19 protein-coding genes are annotated in these 18,482 nt (G+C 64.4%); 7 read left to right on the forward strand and 12 right to left on the reverse strand.

From position 1 onward, the window contains the following. Nucleotides 1–164 precede the first annotated feature (164 nt). Entirely contained in the window at nucleotides 165–1,322 is a 1,158-nt protein-coding gene (gene gfo6 / locus C483_RS13045) for a D-xylose 1-dehydrogenase Gfo6 (RefSeq protein ID WP_006653825.1), read from the forward strand. A gap of 36 nt (nucleotides 1,323–1,358) precedes the next feature. Here gfo6 and C483_RS13050 read toward each other — a convergent pair whose 3' ends face one another. From C483_RS13050 to C483_RS13075, 6 genes are all read right to left on the reverse strand, one after another. Then, nucleotides 1,359–2,342, reverse strand: a complete 984-nt coding sequence (locus C483_RS13050) for an LLM class flavin-dependent oxidoreductase (RefSeq protein ID WP_006653826.1) — start codon at nucleotides 2,340–2,342, stop codon at nucleotides 1,359–1,361. Between the two features lie 120 nt (nucleotides 2,343–2,462). After that, nucleotides 2,463–2,939, reverse strand: coding sequence for a PIN domain-containing protein (locus tag C483_RS13055; protein ID WP_006653827.1), 477 nt, complete (start codon nucleotides 2,937–2,939; stop codon nucleotides 2,463–2,465). Continuing rightward, on the reverse strand, nucleotides 2,936–3,229 hold the full coding sequence (locus C483_RS13060) for an AbrB/MazE/SpoVT family DNA-binding domain-containing protein (protein WP_006653828.1): 294 nt from the start codon (nucleotides 3,227–3,229) through the stop codon (nucleotides 2,936–2,938). The genes C483_RS13055 and C483_RS13060 overlap by 4 nt, the downstream gene beginning before the upstream one ends. 165 nt (nucleotides 3,230–3,394) lie before the next feature. Next, a complete protein-coding gene (locus tag C483_RS13065; protein ID WP_006653829.1) occupies nucleotides 3,395–4,153 on the reverse strand; it encodes a hypothetical protein in 759 nt (252 codons plus the stop codon). Between the two features lie 92 nt (nucleotides 4,154–4,245). Continuing rightward, the gene (locus C483_RS13070) at nucleotides 4,246–5,475 is read right to left on the reverse strand and encodes an ABC transporter permease (RefSeq protein ID WP_049912701.1); all 1,230 of its coding nucleotides are present in this window, start codon (nucleotides 5,473–5,475) and stop codon (nucleotides 4,246–4,248) included. 179 nt (nucleotides 5,476–5,654) lie between these two features. Continuing rightward, nucleotides 5,655–7,298, reverse strand: a complete 1,644-nt coding sequence (locus C483_RS13075; protein WP_006653831.1) for an amidohydrolase — start codon at nucleotides 7,296–7,298, stop codon at nucleotides 5,655–5,657. A gap of 140 nt (nucleotides 7,299–7,438) precedes the next feature. Between C483_RS13075 and hmgA the strand changes: the two genes are divergently transcribed. Beyond that, nucleotides 7,439–8,671 (forward strand): hydroxymethylglutaryl-CoA reductase (NADPH), encoded by a 1,233-nt coding sequence (gene hmgA / locus C483_RS13080; protein WP_006653832.1) that lies wholly within the window; start codon nucleotides 7,439–7,441, stop codon nucleotides 8,669–8,671. 80 nt (nucleotides 8,672–8,751) lie between these two features. On the opposite strand, the gene C483_RS13085 is transcribed toward hmgA, so the two are convergent. From C483_RS13085 to C483_RS13095, 3 genes are all read right to left on the reverse strand, one after another. Next, on the reverse strand, nucleotides 8,752–9,114 hold the full coding sequence (locus C483_RS13085; RefSeq protein ID WP_006653833.1) for a hypothetical protein: 363 nt from the start codon (nucleotides 9,112–9,114) through the stop codon (nucleotides 8,752–8,754). An 88-nt stretch (nucleotides 9,115–9,202) separates the two neighbouring features. Further along, the gene (locus tag C483_RS13090) at nucleotides 9,203–9,727 is read right to left on the reverse strand and encodes a DUF5817 domain-containing protein (RefSeq protein ID WP_006653834.1); all 525 of its coding nucleotides are present in this window, start codon (nucleotides 9,725–9,727) and stop codon (nucleotides 9,203–9,205) included. Between the two features lie 82 nt (nucleotides 9,728–9,809). Continuing rightward, nucleotides 9,810–10,757: a zinc-binding dehydrogenase gene (locus tag C483_RS13095; protein WP_006653835.1), complete on the reverse strand. Its 948-nt coding sequence runs from the start codon at nucleotides 10,755–10,757 to the stop codon at nucleotides 9,810–9,812. A gap of 146 nt (nucleotides 10,758–10,903) precedes the next feature. Between C483_RS13095 and C483_RS13100 the strand changes: the two genes are divergently transcribed. The 4 genes from C483_RS13100 to C483_RS13115 all read left to right on the forward strand — a co-directional run bounded on the left by C483_RS13100 (nucleotide 10,904) and on the right by C483_RS13115 (nucleotide 14,816). Beyond that, the gene (locus C483_RS13100) at nucleotides 10,904–11,245 is read left to right on the forward strand and encodes a cupin domain-containing protein (RefSeq protein ID WP_006653836.1); all 342 of its coding nucleotides are present in this window, start codon (nucleotides 10,904–10,906) and stop codon (nucleotides 11,243–11,245) included. A gap of 86 nt (nucleotides 11,246–11,331) precedes the next feature. After that, nucleotides 11,332–12,693, forward strand: a complete 1,362-nt coding sequence (locus tag C483_RS13105; protein WP_006653837.1) for an NRAMP family divalent metal transporter — start codon at nucleotides 11,332–11,334, stop codon at nucleotides 12,691–12,693. A gap of 43 nt (nucleotides 12,694–12,736) precedes the next feature. After that, a complete protein-coding gene (locus C483_RS13110; RefSeq protein ID WP_006653838.1) occupies nucleotides 12,737–13,471 on the forward strand; it encodes a sensor domain-containing protein in 735 nt (244 codons plus the stop codon). 193 nt (nucleotides 13,472–13,664) lie between these two features. Next, nucleotides 13,665–14,816: an SDR family oxidoreductase gene (locus C483_RS13115; protein WP_006653839.1), complete on the forward strand. Its 1,152-nt coding sequence runs from the start codon at nucleotides 13,665–13,667 to the stop codon at nucleotides 14,814–14,816. Here the strand turns inward: C483_RS13115 and C483_RS13120 are convergent. The 3 genes from C483_RS13120 to C483_RS13130 form a co-directional block, all read right to left on the reverse strand. Then, the gene (locus C483_RS13120; RefSeq protein ID WP_006653840.1) at nucleotides 14,805–15,341 is read right to left on the reverse strand and encodes a GNAT family N-acetyltransferase; all 537 of its coding nucleotides are present in this window, start codon (nucleotides 15,339–15,341) and stop codon (nucleotides 14,805–14,807) included. The genes C483_RS13115 and C483_RS13120 overlap by 12 nt on opposite strands. A gap of 188 nt (nucleotides 15,342–15,529) precedes the next feature. After that, entirely contained in the window at nucleotides 15,530–16,792 is a 1,263-nt protein-coding gene (gene icd, locus C483_RS13125; protein ID WP_006653841.1) for an isocitrate dehydrogenase (NADP(+)), read from the reverse strand. A gap of 177 nt (nucleotides 16,793–16,969) precedes the next feature. After that, nucleotides 16,970–17,335, reverse strand: coding sequence for a hypothetical protein (locus C483_RS13130; protein ID WP_006653842.1), 366 nt, complete (start codon nucleotides 17,333–17,335; stop codon nucleotides 16,970–16,972). A gap of 135 nt (nucleotides 17,336–17,470) precedes the next feature. Between C483_RS13130 and C483_RS13135 the strand changes: the two genes are divergently transcribed. Beyond that, nucleotides 17,471–18,421 carry an isoaspartyl peptidase/L-asparaginase gene (locus C483_RS13135; protein WP_006653843.1) on the forward strand — a complete coding sequence of 317 codons (951 nt, stop codon included), beginning with the start codon at nucleotides 17,471–17,473 and terminating at the stop codon, nucleotides 18,419–18,421. Nucleotides 18,422–18,482 lie beyond the last annotated feature (61 nt).

Here is an 18,482-nt window from a genome sequence, read left to right on the forward strand (position 1 = left end):
AACTTTTTCCTTCAATACGGCACACTGGTTGTGTTCGGAAGTACCAAGTCGGCTATTGGGGCGGAAGTGTTCGTAAATCAGGTCGTCGAACAAATTCGGGCCCTGACTGGTCCGTCGTTGGTAACAGCCGCTTTTCGGTCCAGCAACCGTAGTAAGGGAGGCCAATGTCACTCGAGAACGCCTTCGCCGAGTTCACCCATCGCGACTGGGAGCGCACAGAGCGAGAACAGGCGGGCGAGGACGCCCAGCCGGCAGCGTCGGATAGGTCGGGGACACCGGCAACATCGGAAACATCGGCGACACCGGCAACACCGGAAACTATCCGACTCGCCATCGTCGGCGTCGGCAACTTTGCTCGCAACCGGGCACTCCCCGCAATTGCGGAGTCGCGATACTGCGAAACGACCATGCTCGTCACCGGCTCGCCCGACCAGTGTCGGACCCTCCACGAACGGTTCGGCATCGACCACATCGTCACATACGATGCCTTTCTCGCCGGCAACCACGTCGACACCTACGACGCCGTCTATGTCGCGACGCCGAACGCGTTTCACGGCCGCTACGCGATCACCGCCGCCGACCACGGCAAACACGTCCTCTGTGAGAAACCCCTCGAAACGACGGCGGAACGAGCCCAGGAAATCGTTGACGCCTGCGATGATGCCGGCGTGACGCTGATGACCGCGTACCGTCTGCAGGTCGAGCCGGCCGTCCGCCGAACGAAAGAACTCGTCGCCGACGGCGTCATCGGCGACGTCGTCCAGGCCCACGCCGGCTTCTCACACCCACTGCTCGACCACGCCGACCCCGACACCTGGCGACTCGACCCCGACCTCGCCGGCGGCGGCGCGCTCGTCGACCTCGGCATCTACCCGCTGAACACCATCCGCTTCATCCTCGAGATGGATCCCGACAGCGTCTACGCGACGACGCACTCGAGTACCGCACCGTTCGACGCGGTCGACGAACACGTCTCGTTCCAACTCGAGTTCCCGACGGGTGCAACGGCTGCCTGTACGGCGAGTTTCGATGCGCACGCGAGCAGTTGGCTCGAGTTGATCGGCACGGACGGACTGATTTCGATAGCGTCGCCGTTCGGTGGGGTGGTGCCCCAAGAGATGGTCGTCGAGAGCGGCGATGTGCGAATGGAGTACACGGGGCCGTCGGTGGACGAGGTCCGAGAGGAGTTCGAGTACTTCGGCTACTGCGTAGTGACAGGGACCGATCCGGAGCCGGACGGCGAGGATGGGGTGGCGGATCTGGCGATCATCGAGGCGGCGTACGAGTCGGCGGAGACGCACTGTCGAGTAGAATTATCGTAGGCGTAGTGCGGTGAAGAGAGACAATCTGCTGCCCGTTTACAGCCGCGCCGGAGCCAGCGCGTCGATCGTCGCCTCGGTCACGGCGTTCGAGGCCGGCTCTGGGACGACGACGATCGGATGGTCGATGCCGGTCTCCGACACCAGCGATCGGAGCTGATCGCGTGCGTCGTCGGGCGTGCCCGCAACGCCGAGGTCTCCGAGCATCTGGTCGGAGACGGCCTCGGCGGCGGTCGCCCGGTCGCCCTCACGCCAGGCCGTTGCGATTCGATCCGCTCGGTCGGGATAAACCGTCGAGACTGCGCGCCGGTAGCCCTCGCCGCTACCGACGTAGTAGGCGACGTGCTGGCGCAGCGTCTCGCGGGCCTCGTCGGCGTCCTCGCTAACCGCCGAGGGGACGTACGGCGCGATAGTGATTTCCTCGGGATCTCGGTCGCGTCCGCGCGCGGCGTCCGCGACCTCCTCGAAGGCAGTGTCGAGGTTCGAGAACGGGATATTGTGCGGGATCCAGCCGTCACAGAGCCGACCGACGACGCGCCGGTTCGCCGGGCCGAGTCCGGCGTGGTAGATCGGCACGGGTGCATCGATCGAGGGGAAGTCAGCAGCCTCCAGGAGTTGTCCCTCGTAGTCGACCGGCTCGCCGTCGCCCGCGGTGTACTCCCGAATCAGTTCGATCGTCTCGTGGGCGCGGCGAACGGGTCGGTCGAAGGACATGCCGTGGAGGTCCTCGACGGCCTTCGGCGTGCTCGTTCCGAGTCCGAGTCTGAATCGCCCGTCGGAGGCCTGCGAAAGCGAGGCAGCGGTCATCGCGAGCACGGCCGGCGACCGGGAGTAGACGTTCAAAATCGCGCTCCCGAGGTCGATATCGTCGGTCCGACAGGCCATCTCGGTGAGCTGCACAACACCGCTTGCGCCCCAGAGTTCTCCCACCCAGACGGCGTCGTACTCGCGTTCTTCCGCCCGAACGGCGACGTCTGCCTGATCGACGTCCCCGAACGACGTGACCATGAGTCCTACGTCCATGCTCGGAGGATACGCGGGAATCGATAAAAGTGTCCGTGCCGGTTGCACGTTCGAGTGGTGGCGCTCTGCTGCGAAGACGGCACTCTACTACAGCCCCATCTGTCAGGTGATGAGGCAACTCTACTCGGGGTAGACGGTCAACGACGGATAGTACGTTTCGTAGAAGGCGGTATCGAAACTGAGCAGCGCGTCACCGTCTACAGTCGCGTGCGCGCCGATGACGAAGTCCGCAGCGATGTGCTGACGCGGTGAGAGACCGTTGCTGCACTCCTCGCAGTGAACGCGCTGTTTCGTCCCGCAGGATGGGCACTGGAGACCATCAGGTCGACGATCAGTGTATCGCTGGAACCCCTCGCCGGCCTGGAACAACGCCTCCCGTGACGGCTCGACGACCTGAATACTGAGGTCCGCTAGAAACCGATCCAGTTCGGACGCCGTCTCGAAGTGACCGTCTGCTGCGAGTTCGGCGTACACGATCGACGAAATAACGATTCGGCCCCGACGGTAGGCTCGTCGAAGTTCCGCTTCGCTTGCGTTCGCATAGTCGTCTTCGTAGAGAAGCGCCAGAAGAACGTTCGTATCGACTGCTGTCGTCACGCGTTGGCCTCCGACTCATCGTCGTCGTTCTCGTCGCCGCTATCGCGAGGGTATTCCCCACGGAGTCGGCGCATCCGTTCGGGCATTGTATCACCGGTATCACCGCTGTCAGCGCTACCGCGGTATTTCTCGAAGGGGTCCTCACCGTCCGCCGTCGTCGGCTCCTTCTTTCGGATCTTGTACCCGGACTCAACCTCCTCGAAGGCGATTTCGTCGCCAGGTTCGATTCCGAGCGTCTCTCGAATCTCCTTCGGGATAGTGACCTGACCCTTGGTGGTGACGCGCGGCATGTATTACTCAGTGTTAGGGAGTAATACTCCATAAGTATTACCCACAACATCGTACTCGACCGTTCAGCGAGACTGGCAAGTGAGGCGCTATCGACTGGTCACACCAAAGTACGGGCGAGGTACCTTCCGTACACGGAAGTCGTACGTCTGCAGTTCCGCAGATGTTCAGAACGCCATTGCAGCCGTCATCCAGAGTCCGAAGACGAAGACAATCGCGCTGATCGCGAGCCACGAGAGCTGTTGCCTGACGAGCAGTCTGGTGGCACCATCCTGGCACGAGTCCGCGACGACGAACGCCGGCGTGTCCGGCCCATCGCCGACGACGGCACTGATGTCGCGCATCGTCTCCCGAGCCTCCACGTCGTAGCGTGACTGGCCGAAGACGTACGCCTCCTCGCCGGGGTCGAGCCTGCGCTCGTGGTACTTCCGGTCGTTCCCGGTGGCGAATTCGACCACGCCGAGATCGAGCGAGGTGTTCTCGGACTCGAGATCCGACTCGTGTTCGAGGAACCGACGAATCGACCCCGGTTCACGCTCACCGCCGTCGATTCTGGTGCTGGCCGACGTGGAGAGGGCAAGGTCGGCACCAGCAGGTTCGACGCGGACGCTCGCCGTGCGGTCCTCGAGTCGGAACGGGAGCCCGCCCATTCCGCTGTCGACGGTGTCCCACGAGGAGTTCTTCCCGCTCGATCGGAGCTCTTCGACCTCGTACTCGTAGACGAGACAGGGGGTGCCGGTCAGGGGAGCCTCGACGGTGTCGTCGATCTCGCTTGCGGTGCCCTCGAGTTCGACCGGGCCGTCGGCGCGCTCGGCGGCGATCACGTCGTCGGTGTCGCCGCGGTAGACGTGGTAGGCAGGGCGGAGTCGGTAGCCGGTGTAGAGGAAGCCGGCGATGCCGAGGAAGAGGAGTGCGGGTCCAACCATCGGCGGAACGTCTCAGTTCGTGACCATAACGGTAGCGGTTCTCCCCCATTCGCTGTCCGCTTGGGACTGTGCCGACACGCACACCGTACGGTTCACTCGTGGCGCAACGCCTCGATCGGATCCACCCTCGCCGCTCGCCAGGCCGGATACAACCCCGAAACGACCCCCACACCGATCCCAACCGCCGCCGCGATGGCGATCCACTCGAGTGGGTAGACCATTGGCCACCCGATGAGTTGCACGCCGAGGTAGCCGACGCCGAGGCCGAGCGCGATGCCGAAGACGGCACCGACGAGCCCGAGGATGACGGATTCGACGAGGAATAGCTGCATGATGTCTCGCTTCGTTGCACCGATGGATTTCATGACCCCGATCTCGCGGGTGCGTTCGGTGACGCTGACGATCATGATGTTCGCGATGCCGATGGAGCCGACGACGAGCGCGATGGCGGCGACGGCGGCGACGAAGCCGGTGAGCTGGTTCACGAGGTCCATGAACTGGTCGATGGCGTCCTCGACGGTCTGGACCTCGATCTGGTCGCCGTCCTGTTTCAGTTCGGCGGCGTGGGAGTCCGTTTCGAGGTAGTCGGTGACGTCATCCTGCGTGGGCTCGATCGCTTCGAAGTCTTCAGCCCCGATCTGAAGGAGTGGATACGCGCGTTCGTCGTCGCCGTCGGGCGTCTCGATTGTCGTCGTGTAGTACGACTCGGCGGACACGTAGACGTGTGGCGGCGTCTGTCCACCGAACTCTTCCTCGACGACGCCAGTTACCGTCACAGTCGTCGTCTCGCCGTCCTCGAAGGTGAGCGTGAGCTCGTCGCCCGTCGAGACGTTCTCCTCGAAGACCTGGCTCGCCGGTTCGTTGATCACCGCCTCGTCCTCGGCGTCCTCGTCGAACGTCTCGCCCTCGACGAACGGCGTGAACTCGAACGCATCGTCGGTCGTCGCCTGTACGTCGACGACGCCGGTCACCTGCTCGTCGCCCGTCCCGGTTTGAATTACGTCCAGTGATCCCTCTGGCGCGACGAACTCGACGCCGTCGATCTCCTCGAGTGTCTCGATGTCGCTCTCCGTGTAGATCGGTGTCTCGACCGGCATGATCCCGAAGCCGTCCTCCGGTTCGGTCTGGGTCTGGACGAGCATCACGGGCTCCTGGTCGTCCTCGATATCGCCGACGATGCTCTCGGAGAAGCCCGAGCCGAGCACCATGAAGGTGATTACCGCCGCAATGCCGATGATCACCCCGATGGTCGTCAGCGTCGAGCGAAGCTTGTGGGACGTGATCGACCGCCAGCTAATTCGGAGGCTCTCGAGTAGGTTCACGTCGACCACCGCCCGCGCGCTCGCATTGGCGCTCGCTACCTCGTACAGCCAGTTAGTCGTTTCAATCGGTCAATAGGCGTGAGAATCGGGCGGTCACTGTGCTGACTGCGATTGAGACTGCGCCGACGGCGACGACGGCATATCTCCCTCAACCAGCGACACTGTACACCAGACCCCAGTCAATCAGCGGCATCGTACACTACATCGCCATCAACCAGCGTCATCGCCACGTCGATCTCGTCGATCGCCTCGGACTGCTCCCATGGTGACTCCTCGAGGACGACCAGATCGGCGCGCTTGCCGACCTCGACGGTCCCCAGTCGATCCTCGTCGAAACCGACGTACGCGCCGCCGCGCGTGTAGGCCCGGATCGCTTCGGTTACCGAGAGACGCTGCGCTTCCGTGCCGGCGTTAACCGCGTGGTGGATGCCGAGCAGCGGATCGAGCGGCATGCAGTCCGAACTGAACGCGAGCGGGACGCCGGCATCGAGCACGCGGCGGAATCGGTTGGTCCGCTTGCGACGTTCCTCGCCGAGACGCTGGTCGTAGAGTCCGCCTTCGTCTGCCCAGCGGTGGAAATTAGGCTGCATCGAGGCGACGATTCCCGCGTCGGCCATCCGGGCCAACTGGTCGTCGTCGACGAGTTCGGCGTGCTCGATCCGGTGTCGGGAGCCGGCCGGATCGTCGGTGGACTCGAGTAGGGTGAGCGTTTCCTCGATGGCCTCGTCGCCGATGGCGTGGATGGAGAGCTGGAAGTCTGCGTTGTCGGCACGGTCGACGATGTCGCCGAGTTCGTCGGGGTCGACGACCCATTGGCCGCGTCCGGCGTCTGTGTCTGCGTTTGCGTTTGCGCTTGCGTCTGTGTCTGTCACCTCCTCGCCGTCTCCATCCTCGTCCCCGCCCGCACCGACGTACGGCTCGTACACCTTCGCCGTCTCACCGCCGAAACTGCCGTCGGAGAAGGACTTGATCGCGCCCACCTGCACGCGCTCACTACCTGCGTTCGTCGGCATGCCTGCGGCGGTGAGGTGCTCAAGGAAGTCACTCCAGTAGTTGATCCGCACGCGAAGCGGCAGGTCGCCCTCGGCTTCCAGGTCGCGGTAGGCCCGGGCGGCCGTCGAGCGCTGCACCATGTCGTGGACGCCCGTCACGCCGAGTTCAACCGCGTGTTCTGCGGCCGCCGAAATGATCTTGCGCATCTCCGCGCGACTGGCGGCGACCTCGTCTTTGACGACGCCGATGGCGTCCTCGACGATGACGCCGGTCGGCTCGTCGCCCTCGACGTGGACCTCCTCGTCGGGCAGGTCGTTCTCGAGTTCCGCCAGCGCGACGGAGTTCAGCGAGGCCGTGTGGCCGTCGACGCGAATCGCGGCGATGGGGCGCGTCTCGGACACCTGATCGAGGTCCTCGCGCGTGAGGTATCCCGCTGTGCCGCCCCACGTGCTCTCGTCGTAGCCGAATCCGAGAATCCAGTCGTTCTCGGCGTTGTCGGTCCCATCCTCCACGCCCGCTGTTTCGTCCCCCCGCGCGGCGAGGGACTCGAGTGCTTCTTCCCGCGAGTCGACGGTCGAGAGGTCGGCGTGGACGAGGTGTTCGCCGAGGTGGTCGAGGTGGGTGTGGGCGTCGATGAAGCCCGGAAGGACGGTGCGGCCTTCGCAGTCGATGACCTCGGTCTCGACGCCCTCGAGGAACTCGATTTCGTAGGTGTCGCCGAGGCGGACGAGTTCGCCGTCGCGGATCGCAGCGGCTTCGTGGACGGTGTCGGGTGCCGTCAGGCTGTGGATCTCTGCGTTCGTGAGCAGCAGATCGGCGGCTTCGGTCATGGTCGTGGTGTGGGAAACCAGGGGCAAAGAGAAACCGGTTTGGAATGCGACTGATTCGTGCTCGCTTCAGTGGTGGGTCCTCACTGAAGCAGCCGCGCGAATCAGCAACCCTTAGGAGACACCGCTGTCTCCACCAACGCATGACCACGACCGATCCGGAGGCCCTCGCCGACCGCGTGCAGGACGGCGACCTCCGCATCCACGAACTCGAGGAGCACACCGACGCCGACACCGCGGCCGAGGCCCGCCGCCTGTTCGTCAAACGCGAGACGGGAGCCGATCTCAGCACCACCGGCGACTACGCCTTCCCCGCCGAGGAGGCCGACTCCGCAGTCGAAAACATGATCGGCGCGGCCCAGATCCCGATGGGCGTCGTCGGCCCGGTCGACGTCTCCGGCAGCGCGGCCGACGGCGAGCACTACCTGCCGATGGCGACGACTGAAGGGGCGCTGCTGGCATCGGTCAACCGCGGCCTCTCGGTGATCCGATCAGCCGACGGCGCAGACGCCCGCGTGACGAAGAACGGCATGACCCGCGCCCCCGTGTTTCAGGTCGAGGGCGTCGCAGAGGCCGCCGAAACGGTCGAGTGGGTCGACGACAACGTCGATGCGCTTCGGGAGGCCGCCGAGTCGACTACCAGCCACGGCGAACTGCTCGCCGTCGATACCTACGTCGTCGGCGACTCGGTCTACCTCCGCTTTGCCTACGACACGAAGGACGCGATGGGGATGAACATGGTCACCATCGCTACCCGCGAAGCCTCCGAACTCGTCGAAGCCGAGACGCCGGCCTCGCTCGTCGCGCTCTCGGGCAACCTCTGCTCGGACAAGAAGCCGGCGGCCATCAACGCCGTCGAGGGCCGCGGGCGCTCGGTCACCGCCGACGTGCTGATTCCGGGCGAACTCGTCGAGGAGCGCCTGCACACGACCGCCGACGCGATCGCGGAGGCCAACACCCGAAAGAACCTGACCGGCAGCGCGAAGGCCGGCAGCCTTGGGTTCAACGCCCACGCGGCGAACGTGATCGCCGCAGCGTTCCTCGCGACCGGCCAGGACGAAGCCCAGGTCGTCGAGGGCGCAAACGCCATCACCACGATGGAGGCCCGCGAGCGCGAGGACGGCACGACGGACCTCTACGCCGCCGTCTCGCTCGCCTCGCTCGAGGTCGGTACCGTCGGCGGCGGGACGAAGCTCCCGACGCAGGCAGAGGCACTCGAGGTCCTCGGACTCCGCGGCGGCGGCGACCCGGCCGGCTCGAACGCCGACGCGCTGGCGGAAATCATCGCGGTCGGCGCGCTGGCGGGTGAACTCTCCTTGCTCGCCGCGCTCTCCTCGCGGCATCTGGCGAGTGCACACGAGGATCTCGGCCGATAGAGCCAGCGAGAATTCGCAGAGTGAAATCGGAGAATCAACCCGAACCGTCCGTCACGTTCTGTCTGGAACGTTCGTCTCGTTTACTCTGAACTGGCCGTCTCGTTCAGTTCCCGTCGCGCACGAACCGTTTTGACCGCGATATAGATGCCGCCGCCAAGAAGCAAGACCAGCCCCAGAAGCGCCTGCGGTCCGTCCGAGGCGAGCAAGAAGATTGCGAGTCCGAGCGCCGCAGTCCCGTGTGCGGCCGCGAAGTCCCGCCGACCGTACGCGCCGTGAAAGACCGCGACCGCGGCGAACGTCCCCACGAAAACCCACATCGCGAGCGTCGTCGCCTCGTAGCCGAACAGCGTCTCGTCGATGACCGTTCCGTAGCCGTAGAGCACCAGCGCGGCTACCGTTCCGATACCGATCGTCTCCTGCTGGACGTCCACCATTTCGGCCATTGCGTCTGCGCTGACGTTTCAGCGCCCGAGTGAAAGCCTTGCCGTTCGCGTTCCAGACGCGGCGATTCCCAGGAATTGCAGCGCGACCTCAGAGCAACCGGTACTCACCACGGCTCTCGCTCACCGTTCCCTGTCTCGTAAGCTTCTCGAGTGCCCGCTGAACGTAGCCAGCCGAGACCCCGCGCTCGCCGGCGTAGGAGATAATCTCGTCTTCGGTGGGCGAGTCGAGTTCAGCCAGCGCCCGTTCGACGATCTCCTTCTTGCTCCCGCTGCGTGTGGACCCGCGCGGGTCTCGGTCGCTAGCAGCCTCGACCTCGTCTACATCGAGGCCCGATTGCTCTAGGTACTCCGTGTCGTCGACCACTCCGTCTGCGACGTCGGACTCGAGTGCCTCGAAAGAGCCGAGGTCGGCGAAGGCCTCGCCCTGGCCCTGGCGGTTCGCGAGCATCGAGGCGCGAACCTCGCGGGCGTGGTTGGCGTCGTCGGTTTCGACGAACTTCTTCCGGCGCTCGTAGGGGCGACGGGCACCACAGCGGGGGCACTGGGTGGTTTCCGAGCGCCCCTCGATGATCCAGAGGTTCGAACACTCGCTACAGCCGACGACGGCGTACATGGCTCCTCGTGGGTGAGCGACGTAGTTCAAGGTTGGGCAACCGGAGCGAAAGTGAACGCGTTAGTGCCGACCGTGGACGGGACTATGCGCCGTCGACGTCGAGCACGACTTTTCCCGTGAGTCCACCTCCCTCGACCAGTTCGTGCGCCTGCGCGACATCCGCGAGCGGGAGCACCGAGTCGAGAACGGGCTCGAGTCGCTTCGCCTCGACGAGTCGGCGGAGCGCGTCGAGCGGTCGTCGGTCACGCTCGAGGAAGAGCATCTCGAGCGTGTAGTTCTGTTGGTAGGCGGTCCCCCACTCGCCTTCGGGTTCGAGGATCGTGACGAGGCGACCGTGTGGATTCGTAATTTCGGTGCTGCCGACTAGCGTCTCGCCGCCAACGGTATCGAAGACGAGATCGACGCCCTTGTCGAACTCCGACTCGATCACGTCGACGAAGGAGTCGGATTCGTAGTCGATCGCTCGCGCCGCGCCGAGTTCCTCGGTCTGGTCGACAGTCTCGGGACTCGTCACTGCGATCACCGTCGCGCCGCTCGCATCGGCGATCTGGACCGCGTGCGAGCCGACACCGCCCGCGCCGTGGATCAGGACCGTCTCGCCGGCCGTGACCGCGCCCCGCGTGACGATTGCCTCCCAGGCGGTCGCCGCAGCAAGGGGGAGCGCTGCGGCCTCTTCGTGGGAGAGCGACCCGGGTTTGGGCGCAACGATGGACTCGTCGACAGTGTGGAACTCGGCGTAACTCCCCTGCTCGCCGAAGATTTCGGAGGTGTAGAAGACTTCGTCGCCGACCGTGAAGTCCGTAACGGCCTTGCCAGTCTCCTCGACAACGCCCGAAACGTCGTACCCGATAATCGTCGGTGGAGAGATGCCGGCCCACGAGCCGGCCTGTCGAATTTTGCAGTCCACGGGGTTGACCGACGACGCGTGCACGCGAACGAGCAGTTCCGTCGGTCCGGGTTCCGGCCGGTCCGCGTCGCGGTGTTCGAAAACGTCGGTGTCGCCGAAGTCGGTGATGACCATTGCGTCCATACTGACCGCTGTCACCAGACGGCGAGATATAGGTTCGACCCGCGCTCACCGCGTCGTGAGATTCTCGTACAGTGGACGAACGGTGAGGGGCAGGAGCTGACCGATCCGCCCGTACATTATTAGCGTCCCCCGTCTTCTCTGACGATATGGACCATCGTTCACTGTCCGAAATCGAAGCATCCGAAGCCGCAGACGGCGTTCACCTGGCGCTGATGGCCGGCTCCGACTCGATGAACGTTCAGCACTTCGAGATCGAACCCGGTGCAACCGTCGAGGAGCACAGCCATCCGCACGAACAGACCGGTTTTATTTACGAAGGCGAACTGACGTTCCTCACCGACGGTGAGGAGATCGTCTGCGGTCCCGGCGATTCCTATGCCCTACCGGGTGATCAGCCCCACGGAGCCGAGAACCGTGGCGACGATACGGTTCGCGGGGTCGACATCTTTAGCCCGCCACGCGAGAATCCGAGCTGGCAATCAGAATAAACGAACCGGATGAGGTAGAGTCAACTAACCACCATTTTACGAGGCGATACCACGGAGTTATATGCCCCAGTTGGCAAGCACGTCCGATGGCAACCGAGACGGAGTCGACCGGCTGGGCGGTCGGACGGATCGAGTCGTTCGTGAGACGGTTAGGGCCGACGTGGCTTGCGGGTGCAATCGCAGCCGGGCCCGCAACGATGGTGAGTTTGCTGGCTGCTGGTGCGGGCTACGGCTATACGCTGTTGTGGGTCGTCGTTCTCGCGGCGGTCCTCGGCACCGTCGGCCAGTACCTCGCGATGCGACTCGGATTGCTCACCGAGGCGGGGATCGTTTCCGTCGTCGAAGACCACCTCGGCTCGTTCTGGGCCTGGGTGCTCGTGATCGACGTCGTCCTCGCGGCGGGACTCGCACAGCTCGTGATCATGAAAACGCTGGCGGATGTCAGCGCGACGATGGTCGCGACCGCGGGCGTTGCAGGACTCGCTGACCCTCGGATCTGGGGCGTTCTCTGGGCAATGATTCTCGCGCTTGGACTCGCGGGCGGCGGCTACCGCGTCGCCGAAATTGGCGCCAAGGTGCTCGTTTCGTGTGTCGTGCTCGCGTTCGTCGTCTCACTCTTCGTGGTTCCGGTCGATCCCGCCGCAGCGGCGACCGGACTCGTTCCCGAACTGCCCGGCGTCGGTGGCGCTGTCGTCGCCGCCGGCGTTCTCGGTGGTGCGGTTCACATCACCTTACTGACGATGCAGAGCTACACGATGCGGACTCGTGGCTGGACCGAAGCTGATCGGGACATCGCCCTCTTCGACGTTGTGAGTTCGATGCTCGTCGCGTTCGGCGTCTTCAGTCTCGCCGTCTTCCTCGTCGCGGCGAGTGTCCTCCCAGAGAGCGGTCTCGATCCCGCGACGATCGACGAGATTCAGGCCGCAGAGGCACTCGGTCCGATCGCCGGCGAATACGCAATGTGGGTGTTCTTGCTCGGACTGCTCGGTGCGGCCGTCTCGACGCTCGGCGGAAACACGATCGTCCCACCATATCTTCTCGCGGACAAACTCGGCTGGGAACAGTCCGTCGCGGACCCGCGCTACCGGGCAGCTATCATCGCCGTCGCACTCGCCTCCGCGGTCGGCGTGTTCCTCGAGGGCGCGTTCTTCCAGTTGCTCGTGATCATGCTCGCGTTCGGCCTCGTCGGCACGCCGTTCGCGCTCGCCGTGATCCTCTACCTGCTCAACGACCCCGACGTCGTCCCGGAGACGAACTCGTGGCTCGAGAACCTCGGTGGTGTCGTCCTCTTCGGGGTCGCGACCGTCCTCGCCGCCGAGTTCGTCCAGGAGGAGCTCCCCGGTGCGATGGACGGCGAGCTATCCTCGCTGTTCGTCGTCGCCTTCGCGGTCGCGATGGGGCTCGCGATGTGCGGTCTCGCGGTCCGGTACGTCCGCGAACGGTACTGACACCGGACGAACGTTTTTGAGACTGTCAACCGAAGGCTCCTGTATGAGCAACCACGCCCCACTTCGGGGCGAAGAGAGCCGACTTCGCTCGTTCGTCGGCGTCGCCACTGCGGGCCAGACCTATCGCAACCTCGCCTACCTGCTGCTGGCGATTCCGATCGGCATCGCCTACCAGTTCGGACTCATGCTCGGGTTCTTCGGCGGACTCATCCTCGCGTTCATGCTCGTTGGCATTCCGATCCTGCTTGGCACCATCGTAGGCTCGCGATATCTCGCCGAACTCGAGCGACTGCTCGCTAATCGGCTGCTAAGGACGGAGATCCAACGACCGGGCGGTGGACCGATACGCGGTACTGACGCCGGTATTCTCGGCTCGCTAAAGGAGATTATCATCTCGGAGGTCACCTGGAAGGGCGTCGGTTTTCTCGTTCTTCGGTCGTTTCTCGCCCTCGTCGTGCTCTTTCTGGTCATACTCGGTGGGTTCGTCTCACTCGCGCTCGTGTTCGCACCGTTCTCGAGTTCGACCGTCGTGCTGGGGTGGGAGATCGAGACACTCGCTGAGTCGGTACTCGCGGTCCCGCTGGGAATTGTGTTAGGACTGTTCTTCTTGCACGTCACCAACGGTGTTGCGCGGATCGTCGGCTCACTCGCGACGGCGCTGCTCGGCGACGAGTCGGCTTCGGATCCTGTCCGTCAGAACGGCGATGGGAACGGGACTGATTCTGGATCCGGTGAGCGGACGGCACCTGAGTGGGCAGACGGGCAGACAGGCGAATAGGCGAATAGACGGCCAGGCGGATCTCTCGACGGGCAGGCACATACAGGTGCCAGTGGCAAACGCCCGACGGCCGTAGCGGACGATAGCTGACACAGATTCCTATGAACGAGAGATCACGGGTACCGTCACCGAGCGGCCATTCCACACCAGGTGTACCGGGTAGCCAGACAGCCACGTCGCGACCAGAAACACCATGAGACCGGAGTTACGACCGATCTCGGAGCAGGTCATCGTCATCACCGGTGCCTCGTCCGGCATCGGATTGACCACCGCGCGAATGGCGGCCGACCGCGGTGCACGACTGGTCCTTGCGGCACGGAGCGAAGAGGCGCTGCAGGAACTAAAGCAGGAGCTAACGGAGCAGGGCCACGATGTAGAGTACGTCGTCGCCGACGTCCGCGAGCCCGAGGATATCCGTACCATCTCGCAAACCGCACAGGACACCTACGGCGGCTACGATACGTGGATCAACGGCGCCGCTGTCTCCATCTACGGCAAACTGCGAGACGTTCCACTCGAGGACCTCAAGTCACAGTTCGACACCAACGTCTGGGGACTGCTCTACGGCTCCTTCGAGGCGGCCGAGCACCTGCGGGACCGCGAGGGCGGCGGTGCGATTATCAATATCGGCAGCATCGCCTCCGAACGCGCGTTTCTCATGCAGGGTAGCTACTCGGCCTCTAAACACGCCGTCAAGGGATTCACTGACGCGCTGCGGATGGAACTCGAGAAGGAGGGCGCGCCAGTGTCGGTGACGCTCATCAAACCCAGTGCGATCGACACGCCGTATCCAGAACACGCGAAGAACTACATGGACCAGGAGGCGACGGTTCCAGCGCCCGTCTACGCCCCGGAAACAGTCGCGAGAGCGATTCTCCACGCGGCCGAGGAGCCACAGCGGGAGGTGACCGTCGGCGGCGGTGGCAAAGCGCTTACCGTCGCGAGCAAGTACGCACCGCGGCTCCTCGATCGCGTCATGGAAGCGATGTTTATCGAGCAACAACAACGGGACCGACCGGCCAGCGAGGGTACTGAAGCCGAGGCGGACAGCGGTCTCGAGGAGCCCTCCGCGGGCGGCGAACTCGCCGAGCGCGGCGAGTACGAGGGCCACGTCGCTGAGACGAGTCTCTACACGAGACTCACCCAGCGCCGGTCGGTTTCGACCTCGGCACTCGCCGGCCTGGGTGCAGTCGTCGGATACGCAGGCTACAGGGTACTGCGCAGCATGAAATCAGCAGGGAAAACTGAGAGTGCGTCGAAACTGCCCCCATCCCAGAACCAGCAATCCGAGCAACCGCAGTCGCAGTCTACTGCACAGCAACTCAGAAACACGCTACGTATTTGATCCGGCACCCGCACTCGAGTCCCCAAGCGATCGTTCCATCGCCACGTGCGGAATCCCCGCCTCCTCGAATTCGTCGCCGTACGTCTCGTAGCCGAGTCCCTCGTAGAATCCTGCGGCGTGCGTCTGCGCGTGGAGTTTGAGCGTCTCCAGTGACTGCTCGCGTGCCTCCGTCTCGAGTGCCTCCATGAGCGCGCGGCCGACACCTGTGCCGCGGTGGGACTCGAGTACCGCGACGCGTTCGACCTTCCCGGTGGCCTGGTCGACGGTGCGAAGGCGGGCGGCACCGATGGGGGTTGCTGTGCTCGAGTCGTCTTCGGCCTCGTCATCGCTGTCGGCGTACGCGACGAAGTGCACCGCCGCCGCATCCGGTTCGTCGTGCTCGTCGTACTCGAGTTCCTCGTCGACGTCCTGTTCGTCGACGAAGACATCGTAGCGAACGTCGAAGGCGTCCTCGAGTTCGCTCTGAGCAGTGGCGACGCGGACGGTTGGGGGGTTGGTTGTGCCTGTTTGTGCGTTCGGTTCCATTGTGTTCGTGTTCTGCCCGAGGTATGGAGAGCGTTACGGGACGCTCTGCTGGTTCGCGTCAGTGCCAGTGTGGGTCAGACGCGGGTGTCTGTCTTGAGGGAGGGACCCGACAAAAAAGCGAAAAGCGAAAAGCGAATTCGAACGAGTCGCAAGTCAGTGTCGCTGGTTCTGACTCGCCGAAATCCGGTCTACGACAGCTGTTCGATGTTTGCGACGACTTCGTCAGCGAACTCGCTGGTGGCGAGCTTCTCGGCGTCCTCAAGCTGGCGCTCGAGGTCGTACGTGACCTTGCCCGAGGAGATGGTCTCCTCGACGGCGTCGCGCACGAGGTCTGCGGCGTCGTTCCAGCCCATGTACTCGAGCATCATGCGGCCCGAGAGGATCATCGCGGTCGGGTTGACCTTGTCCTGGCCCTCGTACTTCGGTGCGGAGCCGTGGACAGGTTCGGCGAGCAGGCGGCCGTCGCCGAAGTTGGCGCCGGGTGCGATGCCGAGGCCACCGATCTGTGCGCCGGCGGCGTCGGACATGTAGTCGCCGTTCAGGTTCATCGTGGCGATGACGTCGTAGTTGTCCGTCCGGGTCAGCAGCTGCTGGAGCATGTTGTCAGCGATGCGGTCGTTGACGACGAGCGTGTCGTCGTCGACTTCGCCGTCTTGCTCCTCCCAGAGGGTGTCCTCGGTGATGACTTCGTCGCCGTACTCCTCTTCTGCGACCTCGTAGCCCCAGTCACGGAACTGGCCTTCGGTGAACTTCATGATGTTCCCCTTGTGGACCAGCGTGACCGAGTCACGGTCGTGCTCGAGTGCGTAGTCGATCGCGCGGCGGACGAGACGCTTCGTTCCGAACTCCGTGATCGGCTTGACGCCGATGCCGACGGGACCGTCGTGGATGATGTCGGTTTCGCCCATCTCGTCTTCGACGAACTCCTTGACCTGCTGGACTTCGTCGGAGCCGGCTTCCCACTCGATGCCGGCGTAGACGTCTTCCGTGTTCTCGCGGAAGGTGACCATGTCCATCTGCTCGGGTTCGGAGACAGGAGACGGAACGCCGTCGAGGTGGTAGGTCGGGCGAACGTTCGCGTAGAGATCCAGAAGCTTGCGCAGACCGACGTTCAGCGAGCGGAAACCGGCGCCGACGGGCGTCGTGAGCGGACCCTTGATGGCGACGCGGTGTTCTTTGATTGCCTCGACGGTCTCGTCCGGGAGGTTCTCGTCGTACATCTCGCGGGCGGACTCGCCGGCGTAGACGCGCATCCAGTTGATCTCTCGGCCGGTCGCCTCGGCGGCGGCCTCGAGGACCTGCTGTGCGGCTGGGCCGACGTCGCTACCGACGCCGTCGCCGTGGATGATCGGGATAATCGGGTTGTCAGGGACTTCGAGTTCGGTCTCGCTCCCCTCTTTCAGCGTGATCTTTTCTCCCTCGTCAGGGACCTCGATCTTGTCGTAGCTCATCTCGTCTGTACGGTTCTTCGACTGGGGTAAAAGGGCTACCATTTCGTTCGAAGAACGGCAAATATTGCACAGGCCGGACCGCTGCCGGGATTCGTCTGGATCGTAGTGGATCGCCTCTACTGTGCACAGCCACCGGTGCACCCACGACGCTGTGCAGTGTCAAACCAGGTCTGTCAGTCAGGATCGCAGGTCGTCGGAGCCGCTGTCTCTCTCCCGCTCTCTGTCGTCGTGTTCCGGACGTGAACGGCCGCTGTCTGATCCGCGAATTGGAGTCGTATCGTGCCAGTATCGTGCGATCAGTCCGGTGCCGACGGCGATAGTTCCAACGCCGAGCATACCGAGCAGGAACTGAAACTCCGTCGAGAGCCACCCCTCCCGATACGTGGCCCAGAGCGTCGCGAGAACCGTAATACCGATGACGACGACCGTCGACCCGAGGTCGACACGATCCGCCTCATCGTCTAGCGCCAGCCGTCCCACTGCGAACAGCGACAGTAGCGCACAGAACCCGGCGAGCAACACGGCTGGCGTCATCGTCGTCATCCGTTCTCAGGCGTCGGCCGTAAGTGTGTGGGTTTCGGCCAGTGTCCTGTGCCGCTGCCGTCGCCGTGAACCGCCAGCCGTGCCTGGATCGCTGAAACCCAAAGGTCGTTATAATCCGTCTGTGAAAGCCCGTCCATGCAGGTACTCGTTCACGGTGGAGCCGGTAGCGACCCCGACGAACCAGCCCCGAGACAGGCCGTCCTCGACGAGGCAGCCGAAACCAGTGCAGCGACGAGCGACCCGGTCGACGCCGTCGAGGCAGCGATTCACGTCCTCGAGTCCTCGCCGCGGTTCAACGCCGGCGTCGGCAGCGCCGTCCAGAGCGACGGCGCGATCCGTACGGATGCAGGCATCATGACCGACGACCGCGCTGTCGGCGCAGCCTGCTCGATGCCGAACGTCGAACACGCCGTCAGCGTCGCCCGCGTCGTCATGGAGGACACCCCCCACGGGTTCGTCTCCGGGGAGCACGCCGTCGAACTCGCCGAGGCGTTCGACGTCGAGACCGGTGTCGACCTCTGGTCTGAGCGAACGCGCGAGAAGTGGGCCGAGACCGAAGCGGATCGGCCGACCGACGGCGTGGCGAGCGAACTCGAGTGGATCCAGGATCAGTACGGACAGACTGATCCGGGTGGCCGTGACGAAGATAGCGACGGGGAGACAGCCACCACGGAACAGACCGAAACCGGCGCACGCGACGGCGATCTGGACCACGACACCGTCGGTGCGGTCGCGTTCGACGGTGAGCACCTCGCCGCGGCGACCTCGACCGGCGGACGCTGGCTCGCGCTCGCAGGCCGCGTCGGTGACGTCCCGCAGGTCGGCTCCGGATTCTACTGCTCACCCGCTGCTGCGGTCAGCGCGACCGGGGCCGGCGAGGACATTGCCCGCGTCACGCTCTCTCGGCGGGTCGCTCGTCACGTCGAACGCGGACTCGACGCCGACGCAGCGGCCGAACTCGCGATCGACGAGTTCGCCGAACTCACCGGATCGACGGCCGGCGTGATCGCGGTCGACTCGAGTGGAACGCTCGGATCGGCGTTCAACAGTTCGATGATGCAGACGGCGCGGGCGACGACGCGGTGACGGTCGACTACGGTGGGTTGGAGGCGGAGTGCTGAACAGCGGTTTCCGGACGGCTGCGGCG

It is taken from the genome of Natrialba hulunbeirensis JCM 10989, from assembly GCF_000337575.1.
Lineage (GTDB): Archaea > Halobacteriota > Halobacteria > Halobacteriales > Natrialbaceae > Natrialba > Natrialba hulunbeirensis.